Source organism: Xanthomonas sp. NCPPB 3442 (genome assembly GCF_056725145.1).
The window spans coordinates 83,422-100,479 of the sequence record NZ_CM161514.1; the positions used below are offsets into that span (position 1 = coordinate 83,422).

Here is a 17,058-nt window from a genome sequence, read left to right on the forward strand (position 1 = left end):
TTGACGCTGGGATGCTGCGGTAAGCAACGGCCGTAGCGTTACTGCAACTCACTCCACGCTCGCTGCCACCAGCCGCTGCCACAGTGCGGCGTTGGCGTCGCTGTCCGGCTCCAGGGTGGCCAGGATGCCGAGCGCGCGGTCTTCGTGCTCGGCACCGTGGCGGGCGAGCATGGCCAGGGCGGCGGCGAGGCGGCCGTAGCGCAATGCCAGGCCGAGCGGGGTGGCGAGCAGGCTGGTGTCGTGTTCGGGGCGCTGTTCGTCCAGCGCGGTGCCGAGCTGTGGCGGCAGGTCCCAGGCGGTGGCAATGGTCTTGGCCACGGCGGCGGTATGGCGTTCGACCAGGGCGGCGGCTACCTCCAGGTTGTAGGGCACGCCGCGGCGCTCGGCGTAGGTGTCGCGCAGGACGCGCAGGATCACGATCGCGCCCAGGCCCTGCAGCAAGCCGGCGAGTTGACCGGACAAGGTGTCGCCGCCGCGTTCGCGCAGGTAGGCGGCAGCGGCGGTGGCGGTGCGCAGGGCGTAATCCCACACGGCGGCAGGCAGGCGTGAGTACAGCCCGCCATCCAGGCTCAGCACCGGCTGCATGACGGCCGCGGCGACGATCTGGCGCACGCCTTCGGTGCCGATATGCACGACCGCGCGCTCCAGGCTTTCCAGCGGGCCGCCTTGCGGGCGGTACAGCGCACTGTTGGCGATGCGCAGCAGGTTGGCTGCCAACGCGGGGTCCTGCGCGATGATCGCGGCGATGCCGCGGCCGGAGGCATCGGGATCGTTCACCGCACGCATCAGCTGCGGCAACAGGTGCGGGCGACGCGGCAGCAATTGCGGCCGCAGGTCGACTTGTTCGAGCGCGGCGGCGACGGCGGCCAACACCTCGGCCTGGGCGGGGTCGGTGGGCAGCGTGCCCTCGGCCAGCGATGGCGTGGCCATCACCGCCGCATACATGCGCCGCAACAGCGGGCGCATCGGCGGTGGTTCGATCTGCAAGGTCTGCGCAGCCGGCGGCGGCACGGGCTGCTGCAGCGGCGCGGCGGGCGATGGCTCCGGTGCAATCGGCGAGGGCGACGCATGTGCTGTGGACGCATTGCTTGCCGACGGCGGCGCGATGTCATCGGCCTTGGCGTCGCGGCGTCGCGCCAGCAACCACCACAGACCTCCGGCGAGCACAACGGCACCTAGCAGTCCGGCGGCGAGCAGCAACACAGTTACGAGCATCATGGAAAAATCGTCCGATCAGTGCGGCGACTATCCGCGAAGCCGGTCGCGGCGGCAATGCGAGGGTGTGTCGCTGGACATTGCCGTCGGACTCTCGGGCAGGCTGGCGCGCACATGCAGCAGGCCAACGTCGCGTCGTTGCGGGCTGGGGCAACGCAGTGCGTGCAGCAGGCAGCAGCTCATACCTCGCCGAGCCGCCGCCGCCCGGGCGCGATAGTGGCGCACGCGGGCCATGGCCTGCCGATGATGTGCAACGGCCGGTTCATGGCTAGCATGCAGAGACGTTCTCTGCCCAAGCGAGTGCCCATGTCCACCGTCACGCTCCACCGCGTCATACGTGCCAGCCCCGAGTGGATCTATCGCGCCTTCCTCCAAGCCGATGCGGTGGCCAAGTGGCTGCCGCCCAATGGCTTCACCTGCACCGTGGAGCATTTGCATGCGCATGTCGGCGGCACCTTCCGCATGGCGTTCACCAATTTCGCCAATGGCCAGCGCCACGCGTTCGGCGGCACCTACCGCGAGCTGCAACCCAACGTGCTGTTGCGCTACGACGATGCGTTCGACGACCCCTCGCTGCCTGGCACCATGGTCACCACGGTGCAGTTGCATACGCTGCCGTGCGGTACCGATCTGCACGTGGTGCAGGAAGGCATTCCCGCGCAGATTCCGCTACACGCCTGCTACCTGGGTTGGCAGGATTCGTTGATGCTGTTGGCGCATCTGGTGGAAGCGCATCCGGAGAATTGATCGGCTGCCGCGTACCGCGTGCTTGGTGCAGTGCAGCGATGAGAGGCATGTCTTCAGACTGACCGCTGCGCTGCACGTCGCGCTAACGCGGCGCGCGCCACTATGCATCACCAGCTGTGCAGCCCTAGAGCATCTAGGCAGCTTAAAGGGTGCAGGCATCCGCAGTTGGACCACATTCGCTCACCGACAGACACCGCGCACCGCGCGGTGTCTTCGTTTGGGTAAGAAGCCAATGCCGCGCATCGCACGCGCCGCTGTAGAGCGGTGCCTTCCAGGTCACATTGCGGCCATCGACCTGCGCTACAGCGTGCCCTGCTTCCACAGCTGCACGATTTCCGCAGGTGCATGTTCTTCGGGGATGCGCAGCGGCTCGCTGGCGCCATCCCAGACGATGCTGAAATAGCGGCGATCGCCACCGCCGGCCTGCGGCGCCGGCAGCGCGTGCGCCATGCACTGATCCAGCACGCTGCGCAGTCGCACCCGCTGCGCATCGTCCAGCGCATCCATCGCCAAATGGCGCTCGCGGCGCATGGCCGGAAACGCCGCCACCCCGCCTTCGCGCGCCAGCCGCAAGGTCACGCCGGTTTCCACCGGTGGCCGTTGTGGGCTCATGCGAGCACACCCACGTCGCGCCAGGCTTGCTGCACTGCTGCGGTTTCGCTGCTGTTGGCGCCGTAGTCGGCGCTGGCCACCTCGACGGTCAGCGCGGCGAAGGTGGCGAAGTCCGCGCTGGCGGCCAGCTCGCCACCGGTGAGCGCGCGATACCAGATGCGCCCGGTCTTCTCCCACGCCGCCCCACCGATCGCGACGGCGGCCCGATAGAACGCGTGATTGGGAATGCCGGAGTTGTAGTGCACGCCGCCATCGTCCTCTTGCGTGTCGACATAGCCGGCCATGGTCGCCGGCTGCGGGTCCTTGCCCAGGGCCGGGTCATCGTACGCGCTGCCGGGCGCCTGCATCGAGCGCAGGCCCACGCCCTTGATGCCGGGCATCAGCAAGCCGGCGCCGATGATCCAGTCGGCCTGGCCGGCGCTCTGGCGCAGCGTGTACTGCTTGATCAGCACGCCGAACACGTCCGAAATCGATTCGTTCAAGGCACCGGACTGGCCTTGATAGATCAGGTTGGCGGTGCGCTCGGTGACGCCGTGGGTGAGCTCGTGCCCGACCACATCCAGGGCGATGGTGAAGCGGTTGAACACCTCGCCGTCGCCGTCGCCGAACACCATCTGCTCGCCGTTCCAGAACGCGTTGTCGTAGCCACGCTCGTAATGCACGCTGCCGATCAGCGGCATGCCCGCCGCGTCGATCGAATTGCGCCCGTACACGGTCTGGAAAAAATCGTGGGTCGCGCCCAGGTAGTCGTAGGCTTCGGTCACCGCCACGTCCTGGGTGGCGGCGGCACCTTCGTCACGCACCAGGGTGCCGGGCAGGGCGGTGCCTTGCTGGGCATCGTAGATGCGCCGCTGCACCGCCGGGGCGGTCTGTTGCGCCTTGGCATCTGCCGCCGGCGCATCGGCGCGTGCCAGCAGCCCCAGTGCGCGCTGCTGCCGTAGCTGGGCGGTGATTTGCCGCGAAAGCAGCGCGCACTGGCGCGCGTGTGCGGGCGCAGCCTGCGCCACATGTTCGAGCAGATACGGCGGCAGGATCCCGGCGCGGCGCGCGCTGACAAACGCGGACATAAGCGACCTCCACAATGGCTGCGCCAGCGACTATGCGGGCGCCGGCTTTAGGAATTCGTTAGCCGGCGCCGGTGGCCGCGTGCAGTGCGGATCGCATGGGGTGTTGCGTTCATCCCAGCTGCGACAGCGCCTGCGCAATGGGGGTCTGCCCGTCGATAAAGCCGATCGTTTTGCCGATGCTGCCCGGCGTTGCCAGTGCGGCGGCGATCACCTGCGCCACGTTGGCACGCGAGACGCCGCCTTCGGCATCGCTGCCCGGGTCGCGGGTGATGCGGCCCGAGGGTGGGTCCAGCGTGAGCCGGCCGGGGCCGAGCACGGTCCAGTCCAGCGTGGTACTGCGCAGGTGCGCATCGGCAGCGGCCTTGGCCTGCGCATAGGCGAAGAAGGCATCGTCCGGCCCGATGCCGTGTTCCAGCCCGGCGCCGAGATAGGACACCATCACATAGCGCCGCACGCGCGCCTGCTCGGCCGCATGCATGGAGCGAATGGCCGCATCGCGATCCACCGCGTAGGTGCGCGCCGCATCGCCGCCGCCCGCCCCGGCCGACCACACCACCGCATCGTGACCGGCCAGCTGCGCGGCGATGGCATCGGTCTGTGCGTGTTCGATATCGAACACCACCGGCGTGGCGCCATCGGCCATCACGTCGTCTTCGTGTGCAGGGTTGCGGAACAGCGCGGTGACCTGATGCCCGCCTTGCACCAACAGCGGCGTGAGCAGGCGCGCCACCTTGCCGTGACCACCGATGACGAGAATTCGAGACATGCACCTCTCCAACAGCTGCGCGCCGACATGGCGCGGAAAGGCGGCCATCCTCGCCAACGCGGTGCTAAGGCGGTGTAATCGCGCACCGGCACTGCCATACCGCGACAGGCGCATGCCCTCCGCAGTTGCGCGCTGCCGCCGTTGCTTCCTGGGTGGTGCTCCTCAGTGCCAGGCGTGGCGATCGAACAGGCCGGCCAGCATTCCCCGCAGCCACCACATCTAGGACACTGACGGGCCAGAGTCTGCGAGAGTTGCTGATGCCGATGTCTTCCGAGTTACGCCCGCGCGTTGGCTGCGGTGCCTTCATCCAGCGCGCCGATGGCCGCCTGTTGCTGGTGCTGCGCGGGCGTGCGCCCGAGCAAGGCCATTGGGGGCTGCCCGGCGGCAAGGTGGACTGGATGGAAACCGTGGAAGCCACGGTGGTGCGCGAAGTGCTCGAAGAAACCGGCCTGCAGGTGCACCCGCAACGCGTGCTCTGCGTGGTCAGCCACTTCGAGCCGGACATGGACCCGCCGCAGCATTGGGTGGCGCCGGTGTATCTAGCCAGCATCCAGGGCCCGGAACAGGCGGTGCTGCGCGAACCGCAGGTGCTGCTGGAACTCGGCTGGTTCGCACTCGATGCCCTGCCCACGCCACTGACCCGCTCGGCCATGCAGGCGGTGCAGCAGGTGCAGGCCGAGCGCGCCGCAGCCCGGGCATGACTGCCTGACAGCCGCGCTGCGGCTCTCCTGCGGCGGCATGTGCGCCGCGTAGGTCACATGGATTTTGTCGCCGCGCTCGGCTATTTTCTGCGCTGCCGGGGCGAGGGGACAGCGCGCCCGGCGGATCGAATCGCACGGCCGGGATGCCGAACGACTGCGTGGCGCCCGGCCACTCATCAGGGGACACGAATGGAATCGCTCTATCCGCAAGGCCCGGCCGTGGTGCCGGAACAGCTCACTGCGCCCAGCAGCAACTATCGTCGCAACGCCTGGCTGGCCATGCTCGGCCTGGGCGGTTTCATCGCCGTGTACCTGGGCTTGCTGGTGTGGTTCGGCTGGACCGCCTACCGGCTGGTCGCCGGCTTGCTGCAGGGTTCCGGCGGCGAGCAAGCGTTCTGGCTTTGGGTGGTGGCCGCCGGCGCGGCGTTTCTGGCGGTGTTCATGGCCAAGGCGCTGGTGTTCAACAAGCGCGCCGAACGCGACACCCGCGCGCTGGAACTCACCCCCGCCGAGCAGCCGGCGCTGTTCGCCTTCCTGTACCGGCTGGCCGACGATGCCGGGGCACCGCGCCCGCACAAGGTGTACCTGTCGGCGCAGGTCAACGCCGGGGTGTTCTACGACCTGTCGCTGATCAATCTGCTACTGCCCTCGCGCAAGAATCTGGATATCGGGCTGGGCCTGGTCAATGTGCTCAACCTGGGCGAATTGAAGGCGGTGCTGGCCCATGAATTCGGGCATTTCGCCCAGCGCACCATGGCGGTCGGCCGTTGGGTGTATATCGCCCAGCAGATTGCCGCGCACATCGTGGGCAAGCGCGATGCGCTGGACCGCGTACTGGCCACGCTGTCGCGCATCGACCTGCGCGTGGCGTGGATCGGCTGGGGGCTGTCGTTGATCGTGTGGTCGATCCGCTCGCTGGTCGAAATCGCCTTCCGCGGCGTGGTACTGGCGCAACGCGCCCTCTCGCGCGAGATGGAATATCAGGCCGACCTGGTCGCCGCATCGCTCACCGGCAGCGATGCGCTGGTGCATGCACTGCACAAGCTGGAAGCGGCCGATGACGGCTTCCAGCGCGCGCTGCGCTTTGCCGCGCGCGAATTCGCCCAGGACCGCCCGGTCAAGGATCTGTTCGCCATCCAGTCGCGCATCATCGAACACATGCGCGTGGTGTTGAACGACCCCGGCCATGGGGCGGTGCCGGCGGTACCGACCGAGACAGCGCCGATGCACCGGCTGTTTCATGGCGAAATCGCACAGCCCTCGCAGATGTGGGCCACGCATCCGCCCAGCGCCGCACGCGAGGAGAATCTCAAGCGCCGCTACATCGCCTGCCCCATCGATGCGCGCCCGGCCATGGAGCTGCTGCATGACGCCCAGGCGCTGCGTGAACGCGTGTCGCTGGGCATGTTCAACGGCCAGGCGCCCACCTGCGTGGACACTGCCGTTTCGCTGGAGCAGTTGGAACGCGACTTCGCCGCGTTGTCGTTGTCGCGGCGCTACCAAGGGCTGTACCTGGGGCGCTCGTGCACGCGTACCGCGCGCACCCTGGACGAGCTGTATGCCACGCCGCTGCCGTCCGGCGACCTGCTGCAGGCGCTGGACGGCCTGTACCTGCCCGACGATGGCCAGGCGATCGAACAACTGCGCGAGCGCGAGCGCCAACGCGCCACCTTGCAAGGCCTGATGGATGGCGGGTTGCGCGCCGCCGGCGGGGTGGTGACCTGGAAGGGCACCACGTTGTCGCGCACGCAGCTGCCGGCGGTGATCGCCGAGCTGGACGACGAGCTGCGGGTGCTGCGTGCGCGCGTCAGCGGCCATGATCAACGTTGCCGCAGCGTGCACCTGGCGGCAGCCAACCGTATCGGCGGCGGCTGGCCGGCGCTGCTGCGTGGCTATCTGGCCGTGCTGCATTACACCGACCACACCATCGCCGATCTGGAAGACGCCAATCTGCTGTACCTGCAGACCTTCCAGAGCGTGATCGCCGATGGCCGCGTCTCGTCCAAGGAATTGCGCAAGCTGGTGGCGGCCTGCAATCAGGTGCAACGCGCGCTGGGTCAGGTGTATGCGCAAGCCGGCCAGGTGCAGATGAACGCGCCGCTGGCGCAGGCCCTGGGCAAGCCGCAGTGGTCGCAGTGCCTGCCGGAATTTGGTCTGGTCGAGGCCGACGAGAACAACATCAATGCCTGGATGAAGGCCGCCGGCAGCTGGGTGCAAGTCACCCTGGACGCCCTGGGCACATTGCGCGATGCCAGCCTGGAAGAGTTGCTGCGTGCAGAAAACGCCGTGGCCGAGCGACTGCGCAGCGGCGACACCTCGCCAACCGACGCCACCCCTCCGGCGGCACCGACCGACTACCCGATCCGCCTGCCGGGCGAGATGCGCCAACGCGATCTGCGGCAGAACCTGTGGCAGCGCTTTCTGGCCGCCGACGGCGTGTTTCCGTCGGTGGCGCGGGTGGCGGTGGCCGCATCGATCGTGGCTGGCGTGTTGTGGGCCGGCGGCGCGGTGGGCATGGCCGAAGTGGTCGCCTACAACGGTTTGCAGCAGACCGTGACGGTGGCTATCGACGGGCAGTCGGCCACCATCCCGGCCAATGAGCGCCATGTGTTTCGCCTGTCAGAGCGTTCGACCCATCATGTGGAAACCCGCACCGCCAACGGCGCGGCGATCGAACGTTTCGATGCGCCCAGCGGCGGCCACGGCGGCCAGTTCGCCTACAACGTGGCCGGTGCCGCGCTGCTGCTGAACTGGCGTGCCAGCTACGGCTCGGCCAGCGAAGACACCACGCGCAGCCTGAGCACCACACGCTGGGAACGCACCCAGGCGCAGGACATCTTCAGCGAGCCGCCGCAGAAGGTCAGCGGCAAGGGCGGCCAGTACCGCGACGTGCTCACGGCCGTGTCCGGGCGTTCGCCCCACGAGCTGTTGGGCGAGCTGGGACCGGAGCGCGATCTGGCGCTGATCACCGCGCACGCGCGCTGGGACGCTGCGGACTCGGCGTATCTGGAGCAGTGGATGGAGCAATTGCGCAGCGCAGCGCCACAGGCCTTGCCCGCCATTTTGACCGAGCGCCTGCAGCGCAACCGGCAAGACGTGGTGGCGCTGCGGATGCAGCAGGACATCGCCACGCCCGAGCAACGGGCGCAGGTGTGCGGCCAGCAGACTACCGCTGCGCAGGCGCATCCGGATGCGCCTGCATTGCAGTACGCGGCGATCCGCTGCCGCAGCGATACCCCCGAACGCGACCAGGCGTTTGTCGCCGCACAGGCGCGCTGGCCGAATGACCCGTGGCTGCAGCGCGCTGCAGCGGCCGTGCAGGTCGGTCAGCTGCATCTGCCGCAAGCCCAGGCGCTGTACGAACAGGCAGCGCGCGCGCCGGCACTGGCCGATGAAGTGCTGCCGCTGCTGGCGCGTTTGCAGCGCTACCGCGGCCTGGCGACGGACCTGCCAGGCATGGCGCAGCAGTCGCCATCACTGGCATCGATCGTGGCACTGGAGGGCGGTGAGCGCACCCAGGGCACGCCGTACCACAGCTATTACGCCCTGGCCCACGGGCAACTGGACACGGCAGTGACAGAGGCGGCCGCCGATGCCGACGTGCAGGCGCGCATCGTCCGGCTCGCGGCCGCGTCCCATGGCGCCAGCGCCGCATTGCTGCAGCAGGCACGCGTGCTACCCGAAAGCGCCGGGCTCGACCCGATCACTGCACCGAGCGCCTGGGCACTGGCCGCGCGCGAGGGCTGGCAGACGGATGCGTTGCGTGCGGCAACCCTGCAAGGCACCGGCGAAGATGGCGCCTACATCGCCCGGTTCTTCGACGCGGTACAGGCCGGCGGCAGCCAGCAGCAGGCCGAAGCGGCGTTGGGCGGCGTGAGCCTGGTCGGCCGCGGCCTGGCCTACACGATGGCGGCGGTCCTACTGGGCCAGCGCTGCCCGGATGCATGGCGGCGTGGCGCCCAGCAGCTGTTGTTTGCCAGCGAGCGCCCCTATCTGGGCTGATGCAGTGCCCGGTGTACGACGATGCAATCGCTCAGGTGAGGGCGCCACGTCCCTCGCTCGGACACTGCCGGCGTAGCGCACGCGATGACGCCGCGTTGCCGAGCGGATGCCCAGCAACGAACAACACCTGCGCTCGCCGCCGTGCGGGTGCGGGCCGGCCGCGGCACAGCTTCCATTTCCCACGCCCCACGGAAAAAGCCAGCAGGCGCTACGCGCCATCGCGCGTTTTTTTCAGCAGGCAGCGCAGCTGCCGTTGCCGAAGTTCGACGCGCAGCCCTAACGCGCTGCTGACACCGGCTAGGCGCAATCCTTACATCTTCTCGCCTAGGTTGAGATCGACCGGCGCTGCAGTGGCAGCGTCAACATCGACCAGGAGAAATGGGATGAGTCTGCAAATTCCTCAGGGCGCCTTGGTAGTGGTGGCCGACGGCGGCGAAGCCCGCTGGTTCACCAACACCGGCAACGAATCCAAGGTGGTGTTGCGCCAGCACGCGCGCACCGACGTGCAGAACGTCGATGACGACGGCCCGGCCGGCAAGGCGCCGCAAGATCTCACCGAAACAGACCTGGACGAAATGACATTCGCCAAGCAGCTCTCGCACGCCTTGAACGATGGCGCCTTGAAGCACGAGTACACGCACCTGGTGCTGGTGGCCGACCCGACCACCTTGGGCCGCGTGCGCCCGTTGCTGCACAAGGAAACCCAGCAGCGCCTGGTGGGCGACCTGGCCAAGGATCTGACCAACCTGCCGCTGGAAGATATCCAGCGCGCCTTGTCGTAATCAAGCGGAGCATCCAGACGATGGGCTTCGTTCGCCAGTACGCCTCCCAGGCCCCGGAACGCAGCGCAGTGGAGGCACAGACCGGTTTGCAGGTTCTGGAATTCGGTACCGACTGGTGCGGCCACTGCATTGCCGCGCAGCCGCTGCTGCAAAAGCTGTTGGGCGGATACGAAGCGATCGACTACCGCAAGATCGAAGACGGGAAAGGGCGGCCGCTGGGCCGCTCTTTTCGCGTCAAACTGTGGCCCACCATTATCCTGCTGCGCGACGGGCACGAACTGGCACGCGCAGTCAGACCGCAAACGCGTGAGGACCTGCAAGACCTGTTGTCGCTGCTGGATGCAGCCTGATTGCACGCAACATCGCATCGCCTTGAGATGCGCTTGCACGGCGCTGAGCATCGCTGACGAACGTTGGCGTGCGGTCGCCTGACGCAGGCGCAGCAGGTTTTCATTCTCTGTAAAAAGCGGGCTTGCGATGCATCGTGCTGCTGCAGGTGCTGCGTCACGCAGGGCGTGCGCGACATCGTCGCAGCGGATGCGTACACAGCGGACGGGCGCGTACGCATCGCGCACCAGTGCAGATGAATCGGCCAGAAAACAAGGTGTTTTGCGCGCCTGGCGCCGTCGCGCCTGCATCGATCGGCCGGCTGTAGTAACATAGCGCACTGATCAAGCCCTTGGGCAATGCCCATCCCTTGGTCGTCTGTCCCGCAGCGTCGTTGAATCCACGCGGCCGTCCGGGAATGCCTCCGGTGTCATCTAAGTGCAATGCGTTGCCGTACTTGCGTGATGTGCCGTGTCCTGTGCGTTGCCAGGGCGTGTGGGTAGCGACGGCCTGCGCCCGACGAGATATCCCGGGCGCAACTTACGGAGACCATAAATGCACGATGCCCGCGCGATGCGTTCGCACTTTGGCTGGTTCAAACGCCGCCGCCAGCTGCAACTGGATGACGTCACCGTGGTGGACCGCAGCATGCTGCGCAAGGCCGTCGGCGCTGCGGCGCTCGGTAATGCAATGGAGTGGTTCGACTTCGGCGTATACGGCTATTTGGCGGTGACGCTGGGCCAGGTGTTCTTCCCGGCAAGCAACCCCACCGCACAATTGATCGCGACCTTCGCCACCTTCACCGTGGCCTTTCTGGTGCGGCCGATCGGCGGCATGGTCTTCGGACCGCTCGGCGACCGTTACGGGCGCCAGAAAGTCCTGGCCGCCACGATGATCCTGATGGCGCTGGGCACCTTCAGTATCGGCCTGATTCCGGCTTACGAGCGCATTGGCTTATGGGCGCCTGCACTGCTGTTGCTGGCGCGTTTGCTGCAGGGATTTTCCACCGGCGGCGAATACGGCGGCGCGGCCACCTTCATTGCCGAATACGCCACCGACCGCAATCGCGGCCTGATGGGCAGCTGGCTGGAGTTCGGCACGCTGGGTGGCTACATCGCCGGCGCCGCCACCGTGACCGCCTTGCACATGAGCGTGACTCCGGCGCAGATGCTTGATTGGGGCTGGCGCGTGCCGTTCCTGATCGCCGGGCCGTTGGGGTTGCTGGGCCTGTACATGCGCATGAAGCTGGAAGAGACCCCGGCATTTCGCGCCTATACCGAACAATCCGAGCAGCGCGAACGGCAGACCGCCGCGCAGGGCCTGACCACGCTGCTGCGCCTGCATTGGCCGCAACTGCTCAAGTGCGTGGGCCTGGTGCTGGTGTTCAACGTCACCGACTACATGCTGCTGACCTACATGCCCAGCTATCTCAGCGTCACGATGGGTTACGCCGAGAGCAAGGGCTTGTTGCTGATCATCCTGGTGATGCTGGTGATGATGCCGCTCAACATCGTCGGCGGCATGTTCAGCGACAAACTGGGCCGGCGGCCGATGATCATCGGTGCCTGCATCGCGTTGTTTGCGTTGGCGATCCCGTGCCTGTTGCTGGTCGGTAGCGGCAACGACGGGCTGATTTTCGCCGGGCTGATGCTGCTTGGCCTGGCCCTGGTGTGCTTCACCAGCTCGATGCCGTCCACCTTGCCGGCGCTGTTCTACACGCCGGTGCGCTACAGCGCGTTGTCGATTGCCTTCAACGTGTCGGTGTCGTTGTTCGGCGGCACCACGCCGCTGGTCACCGCCTGGCTGGTGGAGCGTACCGGCGACCCGCTGGTGCCGGCGTACTACCTGATGGGCGCAGCGGCGATCGGCTTGCTGACCATGCTGTTCGTGCGCGAAACCGCGGGATTGCCGCTACGCGGCTCGCCGCCGGCGGTGGCCAGCGATGCCGAAGCGCGCGCCTTGCTGCAGGCCGACAGCCCGGTGACGGTGGATGCGCAATTGCCGGTCACCACCACAGCGTCGATGGGCCAACCGCGCACGGCGTGAGTTGTCGGCGATTCGCACGGCATGCATTTGTGGCTTCAGGCGCATGTGGTGCGGTTGCAGCAACCGGTGAGGTCACGCCAGACGCGATGCGGGCGATGGCACTGCGCATCGCCGCCAATGTGAGGGCAGGTGACGGCCGGAACCTTCGAAGATGACGGTCGGCGGGCTAATAAAACCGTCGCGAGCAACCGCTTGGCGGTTTGCGTAGCAGCGGTGTTGGCTGTGCTTGTTCGTCACGCACAGGATGGGTGGAAACTTCGCTTCGCCAAGTTTCAGGTCCACATGCTGTTGCCCGTGATCGACGCAGCGCGTTGCACGATGCTGCGGTTCGCCGCTGCTGCCTTTAGCGTGCGGTGTACGGGTTGTGCTCTGGCAACACGGGCATGCGCATATCGGCCGACGGCGCGCCTTCGCCGGTTTCCACATAGCGTTTGAGGCTGCTGCCGAGAAAGAAACGCCAGCCACGCGCGCAGGCCTCCTTGCACGGCGAATCGCGATACCCGGACTGCACGAAATCCACCTGCGTGCCCTGGCTGATGGAGCGCAGCTCAAAGCGCATCACCGTGCCTTTCCAGGCGTCGGTGTCGAGCATGTTGGAGTCGTGGCAGCGCCAGCACACCAGTTGGTGATCGGCGCCTTCGTCGATGCTCAGTTCCACACGCCAGCCCTGCCGGCTCCAGTCCAGGCGCACCAGATCGTCGGCCAGGCTCACTTCACGGGTCCACCAACGCGCAAGCTGCCTGGGCTCGGACAACGCGGCGCAGACCACTTCCGGCGCGGCGGCAATGACGATGCTGTGGCGGATCTCGCAATTCATCTGGTGAGCATTCGCTGCTTGGACGCCGATGATTGCCGCATTTTAACAGCCAATTGCGCTGCAGGCCCAACAGGGTCCGGTTCGCTTGTGCGGCACTCACATCGCGCTGGGTACCATCGGCCAGGTCCCAACCATGATGAGCAGGCATGACGACGCTTCCGATACCGGTGATGGACGCTGCCGCGCAGCGCGATCTGGCCACGGCCCACGCATTGCTGGAAAACCCCGGCGTGGCAGCGCAACTGGCCAATGCGCTGGGCGCGCCGATCGAGAGCCTGATCACCAAACGGCTTCCCAAGGTAGTGACCCGCAGCATCGACGGCGTGACCCGTCGCGCACTTCAGGTGGCGATGAAATCGGCGTTGCTGAGCCTGCGCGGCAAGGCCGATGCGCAGCAACCGGCATCCACGACGCGGCATACGCTGGCGGTGGCGGTTTCCGGCGGTGCAGGCGGGTTTTTCGGCCTGCCGGGCTTGATGGTGGAGCTGCCGGTGACCACCACGGTGATGCTGCGCTCCATCGCCGATATCGCCCGTGCCGAAGGTGAATCGCTGCACGACCCGGACACCGCGCTGGCGTGCCTGGAAGTGCTGGCGCATGGCGGGCGCAGCGCCAGCGACGACGGCGCCGAATCCGGCTACTTCGCAGTACGTGCGGCGATGGCGCAGCAATTGAGTGCGGCGGCCAGCTACGTGGCCGCACACGGTTTTGCCAGCAAGGGCGCACCGGCGTTGGTCTCGCTGGTCTCGCGCATCGCGGCGAAGTTTTCGGTCAACGTGGGCGAAAAACTCGCCGTGCAGGCAGTGCCGCTGGTCGGCGCAGTCAGCGGCGCCACGCTCAATACCGTGTTCATGCGCCACTTCCAGGCGATGGCGCGCGGACATTTCATCGTGCGTCGGCTGGAGCGCCGCTTCGGCGAAGATGCGGTGCGGCGCGCGTACGAGGCATTGCCGCCACCGCGGTGATGCGTGCCGCTGCATGCGAAGGTCGCAGATGACTGCAAGGTCATCGTGCAGTAGGTGTCGCAGCCACGGGTGAAGCTGGCCCAACGCAGCACAACGCAGCCCAACGCAGCCCAACGCAGCCCAACGAAACGCGCTGCGGGCGAAGGGCCGCGGCATCCGGTTCACCGAACGGTTGCCGCCAAGCGATGCTTGGGCGCGATAATCGCCGCAACCACGACAGATGCCGATGATGCCCAAACCGTTTTCGCCAGCGTCCGCGCGCAACCGCGACCCCATTCTCGAGGTACTGCGCACGCATTTCGCCGACCGGCAGCAGGTGCTGGAAATCGGTGCGGGCACCGGGCAACACGCAGTGCATTTCGCTGCGGCGATGCCATGGTTGCAGTGGCAGGCCAGCGATCACCTCGATCATCTTGCCGGCATGCGGCAATGGCTGGACGAGGCGGCGCTGCCGAACACGCCGCCACCGATTGCACTGCAGGCCGTGCCCACGCCCACGCCCGGGCTCGCACCGCCGCCCAGCCTGCCGGTGCTGCGTGGCGGCCAGCGCGGCTTCGATGCGATCTACAGCGCCAATACCTTGCACATCATGGGCTGGCCGCAGGTGCAGGCCTTGTTTGCCGGCTTGCCGGCGGTGATGGCGCCCGATGCGGTGCTGGCGATCTACGGGCCGTTCAACCGCAATGGGCAATTCACCAGCGACAGCAATCGCGCCTTCGACACCATGCTGCGCGAGCGCGACCCTGCCTCGGGTATTCGCGATGCCGAAGCGGTGGATGCGTTGGCGGCATCGGTGGGGTTGCAGTTGATCGATGACGTGGCCTTGCCGGCGAATAATCATTGCCGGGTGTGGCGGCGGCTGACGGCGGCGAGTTAATCGCCGGCACTGCTGGGCGGACTTGATGGGCATGTTGTTGGTTCGGCGCGAAGTCTCACCGTGTAGCGACAAGCCTGCGCATTTGCGTGTGGAATCCAACGCGTGCTGCGTCGCGAGGCGCAAATGACGCACCGGTGAGCCGTCTGCTGCGAATCGCACCGCGGGATTCAAGACCACACGCGACTCTGTGCAGCGGGCCATTCCGCCCTTGGCAACGTCGATCTGCAACGCCGCCTTTCCTAGGTCGTTCAAGCGCTTGTTACGGCACCCGTTGCGAAGGTCGCTTTCGCTCAAACCACCACAACGCGGCGGCCGCGCCGAGCCAGACCAGCAGCCACGGCCAGCGCGCGCCGGGTTGGCTAGCAGGGTGTGCAACGGGTGCGGAGGCAGCGCCGGCCGCCAGGGCGATGGTGGCGAGGCGGCTTTGCTGTGCGTACAGGGCCGGCGCTTCATTGGGCGCGCGGACATGGAGCCAGCGTTGGGTGTTGCCGCTCTCCAGGCGATGCCAGCCGGGGGTTGCCGGCCAGTAGCCGGCGCAACGCGGCCCATTGCCGTTGCGTTCCGGCAGTAATGGGTGGCGAGCCCGGTCAGGGTCGGTCACCCAGGCGTCGGCGCGCAGGTCGCACAGGGTCATGCGTTGTTTCGACCAGCCGTCCTGCACCGGGGTGGGCATCGCACCGCCCGGGCGGGCGACGGCGCCGGACAACTGCGCCCAGAGCGCGGCGTGCAGATCGCTGCGGCCGGCCAGCACCAGCGCGAAGCTGTCTTCCACCAGGCCGATGCCGATGCGCCCGCGGCCCTGGGCCCGCCACCAGCCCAGGGCGCTGCCATCGTCGGCGCGGGCGGCGACCAGGGCGTCGGTGGCTTGCGGTTGCAGGTCGCGACGTTGCAGCGGCGCCAGCGTCAGGGCGTCGCCGGGGCCGCCGGCAGGATTCGCGGGCGCGGCCGGCGGCGAGAGTCGCTGCGGTGCGGGCACCGGGCTGCTGGTGCTGCCGCCGCTGACGCCGAGGCCGAGCGCGGCCAGCGCAGCGCGGGTGTTGGCGTCCAGCGGCCCGTCGGTGCGCACCAAGACACCCAGGCCGCGCTGGATCGCGGCGCGTAAGGTCTGGCGCTGCGCAGCACCCAGTGCGACCAGGCGGCGCGGGTCGACGATCAGCAGGTCCAGCCGGTCCAGGCTGGCCGCATCCAGCGCGGCGCCCTCGCCGAGTTGCACGCCAGCGCCGACCGCGATCTGGCTACGCACGTCCAGCCCGGCATCGCTGGCCCAGCGGCGCAGGTATTTCAGCTCCGGCTGCGGCGCGCCGGCCAGGAGCAGCACGCGCATCGGCGCCATGGCAGCGATCAGCACCGGTACCTCCACGCGGCTGCGTTCTGCACCGGCGGCATCGCGTGCACGCACGGCGAACAGCACCTGGCCCGGCGCGCGCGCCAGGCCGCGCAGGCGCACGCGGCCGGCGCGGTCGGCCACGGCGCTGTCCACCACCTGCCCGGCCGGATCGAGCAGTTCCACGCGCGCGTCGGGAAGGCCCTGCACCTGCGCAGACACCGCAATGGTGTCGCCCGGGGCGACTGGCGGTGGGGGCGAGACCGCGACCACGCCGCGTGGGGCGGGGCTGAGCTTCAGCCGCAGCGGAATGTTCAGGCCCTCACGGTCGCGCGCGGGCAGGCCGCTGCCATGCACCACCAGCGCCGTGGTGCCGGGTGCGCGCCGCAGTGCGGTGGCCAGGTCCGGCACGCGCATCACGCCGGGTAATGCGGGCGCCTCGGGCAGGGCGACCCAGCGCGCGAGGTCGCCGGTGGAGATCTGCCCGGCCGTGGTGCCGGCGGTGGCGACATGCAGTTCCCCACCGGTACCGGCGCGCGGCGGGGGCAGCAGCACAGGATAGAGCAGTGCCGCGAGCAACGGTTGGGCGGCGAACAGCAGCCAGAGCCGGGTGCGCGCATACGGCTGCCGGTGGTGCGCCCGCAGCAGGCGCACGCAGCCGATGACGGCGATCAGCAGCAATGCCGCACCGACCAACCAGGGCAAGGAGGGCGTCATGGTTGGTGCTCCGGGCGCAATGCATCCTGAAAGCGCCCGCCGTACAGCCTTGGCGATGCGGTCCGCGCGCACGACCGCGGACCGCCTGCTGCC

The 17,058-nt window shown here is 67.9% G+C and carries 14 protein-coding genes; 8 read left to right on the forward strand and 6 right to left on the reverse strand.

Annotated features, from left to right (window positions below; all coding sequences use genetic code 11):
• Nucleotides 1-48 precede the first annotated feature (48 nt).
• Nucleotides 49-1,218, reverse strand: a complete 1,170-nt coding sequence (locus AC1POX_RS00360; protein ID WP_218196626.1) for an HDOD domain-containing protein — start codon at nucleotides 1,216-1,218, stop codon at nucleotides 49-51.
• A 213-nt stretch (nucleotides 1,219-1,431) separates the two neighbouring features.
• On the opposite strand from AC1POX_RS00360, the gene AC1POX_RS00365 reads away from it, so the two are divergent.
• Nucleotides 1,432-1,962 carry an SRPBCC family protein gene (locus AC1POX_RS00365; RefSeq protein ID WP_372356610.1) on the forward strand — a complete coding sequence of 177 codons (531 nt, stop codon included), beginning with the start codon at nucleotides 1,432-1,434 and terminating at the stop codon, nucleotides 1,960-1,962.
• Nucleotides 1,963-2,262: 300 nt separating this feature from the next.
• Here the strand turns inward: AC1POX_RS00365 and AC1POX_RS00370 are convergent, their stop codons facing one another.
• From AC1POX_RS00370 to AC1POX_RS00380, 3 genes are all read right to left on the reverse strand, one after another.
• Complete coding sequence (locus AC1POX_RS00370; protein WP_014088915.1) at nucleotides 2,263-2,574, reverse strand: protealysin inhibitor emfourin; 312 nt, start codon at nucleotides 2,572-2,574, stop codon at nucleotides 2,263-2,265.
• A complete protein-coding gene (locus AC1POX_RS00375) occupies nucleotides 2,571-3,641 on the reverse strand; it encodes a M4 family metallopeptidase (protein ID WP_277574200.1) in 1,071 nt (356 codons plus the stop codon). The genes AC1POX_RS00370 and AC1POX_RS00375 overlap by 4 nt, the downstream gene beginning before the upstream one ends.
• Nucleotides 3,642-3,750: 109 nt before the next feature.
• Entirely contained in the window at nucleotides 3,751-4,407 is a 657-nt protein-coding gene (locus tag AC1POX_RS00380) for an SDR family oxidoreductase (RefSeq protein WP_372356611.1), read from the reverse strand.
• 257 nt (nucleotides 4,408-4,664) lie between these two features.
• Here AC1POX_RS00380 and AC1POX_RS00385 point away from each other — a divergent pair, with 257 nt between their 5' ends.
• The 5 genes from AC1POX_RS00385 (at nucleotide 4,665) to proP (ending at nucleotide 12,265) form a co-directional block, all read left to right on the forward strand.
• Nucleotides 4,665-5,108, forward strand: coding sequence for an NUDIX domain-containing protein (locus tag AC1POX_RS00385; protein ID WP_057682005.1), 444 nt, complete (start codon nucleotides 4,665-4,667; stop codon nucleotides 5,106-5,108).
• A gap of 279 nt (nucleotides 5,109-5,387) precedes the next feature.
• Nucleotides 5,388-9,110, forward strand: coding sequence for a M48 family metallopeptidase (locus AC1POX_RS00390; RefSeq protein WP_372357126.1), 3,723 nt, complete (start codon nucleotides 5,388-5,390; stop codon nucleotides 9,108-9,110).
• Between the two features lie 383 nt (nucleotides 9,111-9,493).
• Complete coding sequence (locus AC1POX_RS00395) at nucleotides 9,494-9,892, forward strand: host attachment family protein (protein ID WP_008577854.1); 399 nt, start codon at nucleotides 9,494-9,496, stop codon at nucleotides 9,890-9,892.
• Nucleotides 9,893-9,912: 20 nt separating this feature from the next.
• Complete coding sequence (locus AC1POX_RS00400) at nucleotides 9,913-10,242, forward strand: thioredoxin family protein (RefSeq protein ID WP_071117546.1); 330 nt, start codon at nucleotides 9,913-9,915, stop codon at nucleotides 10,240-10,242.
• Nucleotides 10,243-10,774: 532 nt separating this feature from the next.
• Nucleotides 10,775-12,265 carry a glycine betaine/L-proline transporter ProP gene (proP, locus tag AC1POX_RS00405; protein ID WP_014088919.1) on the forward strand — a complete coding sequence of 497 codons (1,491 nt, stop codon included), beginning with the start codon at nucleotides 10,775-10,777 and terminating at the stop codon, nucleotides 12,263-12,265.
• A gap of 343 nt (nucleotides 12,266-12,608) precedes the next feature.
• Here the strand turns inward: proP and AC1POX_RS00410 are convergent, their stop codons facing one another.
• Nucleotides 12,609-13,082: an SRPBCC family protein gene (locus tag AC1POX_RS00410; RefSeq protein ID WP_008577858.1), complete on the reverse strand. Its 474-nt coding sequence runs from the start codon at nucleotides 13,080-13,082 to the stop codon at nucleotides 12,609-12,611.
• Nucleotides 13,083-13,252: 170 nt separating this feature from the next.
• Between AC1POX_RS00410 and AC1POX_RS00415 the strand changes: the two genes are divergently transcribed.
• Nucleotides 13,253-14,047: an EcsC family protein gene (locus AC1POX_RS00415; protein WP_017157982.1), complete on the forward strand. Its 795-nt coding sequence runs from the start codon at nucleotides 13,253-13,255 to the stop codon at nucleotides 14,045-14,047.
• Nucleotides 14,048-14,267: 220 nt separating this feature from the next.
• On the forward strand, nucleotides 14,268-14,924 hold the full coding sequence (locus tag AC1POX_RS00420) for a DUF938 domain-containing protein (protein WP_014088921.1): 657 nt from the start codon (nucleotides 14,268-14,270) through the stop codon (nucleotides 14,922-14,924).
• Between the two features lie 259 nt (nucleotides 14,925-15,183).
• On the opposite strand, the gene AC1POX_RS00425 is transcribed toward AC1POX_RS00420, so the two are convergent.
• Nucleotides 15,184-16,965: a carboxypeptidase regulatory-like domain-containing protein gene (locus AC1POX_RS00425; RefSeq protein WP_372356612.1), complete on the reverse strand. Its 1,782-nt coding sequence runs from the start codon at nucleotides 16,963-16,965 to the stop codon at nucleotides 15,184-15,186.
• Nucleotides 16,966-17,058: the final 93 nt, after the last annotated feature.

Coding starts and splice junctions, on each gene's coding strand:
- AC1POX_RS00360 (WP_218196626.1), bottom strand. CDS start 1,218: ATGATGCTCGTAACTGTGTTGCTGCTCGCCGCCGGACTGCTAGGTGCC.
- AC1POX_RS00400 (WP_071117546.1), top strand. CDS start 9,913: ATGGGCTTCGTTCGCCAGTACGCCTCCCAGGCCCCGGAACGCAGCGCA.
- AC1POX_RS00390 (WP_372357126.1), top strand. CDS start 5,388: ATGCTCGGCCTGGGCGGTTTCATCGCCGTGTACCTGGGCTTGCTGGTG.
- AC1POX_RS00380 (WP_372356611.1), bottom strand. CDS start 4,407: ATGTCTCGAATTCTCGTCATCGGTGGTCACGGCAAGGTGGCGCGCCTG.
- AC1POX_RS00375 (WP_277574200.1), bottom strand. CDS start 3,641: ATGTCCGCGTTTGTCAGCGCGCGCCGCGCCGGGATCCTGCCGCCGTAT.
- AC1POX_RS00425 (WP_372356612.1), bottom strand. CDS start 16,965: ATGACGCCCTCCTTGCCCTGGTTGGTCGGTGCGGCATTGCTGCTGATC.
- AC1POX_RS00415 (WP_017157982.1), top strand. CDS start 13,253: ATGGACGCTGCCGCGCAGCGCGATCTGGCCACGGCCCACGCATTGCTG.
- proP (WP_014088919.1), top strand. CDS start 10,775: ATGCACGATGCCCGCGCGATGCGTTCGCACTTTGGCTGGTTCAAACGC.
- AC1POX_RS00385 (WP_057682005.1), top strand. CDS start 4,665: ATGCCGATGTCTTCCGAGTTACGCCCGCGCGTTGGCTGCGGTGCCTTC.
- AC1POX_RS00370 (WP_014088915.1), bottom strand. CDS start 2,574: ATGAGCCCACAACGGCCACCGGTGGAAACCGGCGTGACCTTGCGGCTG.
- AC1POX_RS00395 (WP_008577854.1), top strand. CDS start 9,494: ATGAGTCTGCAAATTCCTCAGGGCGCCTTGGTAGTGGTGGCCGACGGC.
- AC1POX_RS00420 (WP_014088921.1), top strand. CDS start 14,268: ATGCCGATGATGCCCAAACCGTTTTCGCCAGCGTCCGCGCGCAACCGC.
- AC1POX_RS00410 (WP_008577858.1), bottom strand. CDS start 13,082: ATGAATTGCGAGATCCGCCACAGCATCGTCATTGCCGCCGCGCCGGAA.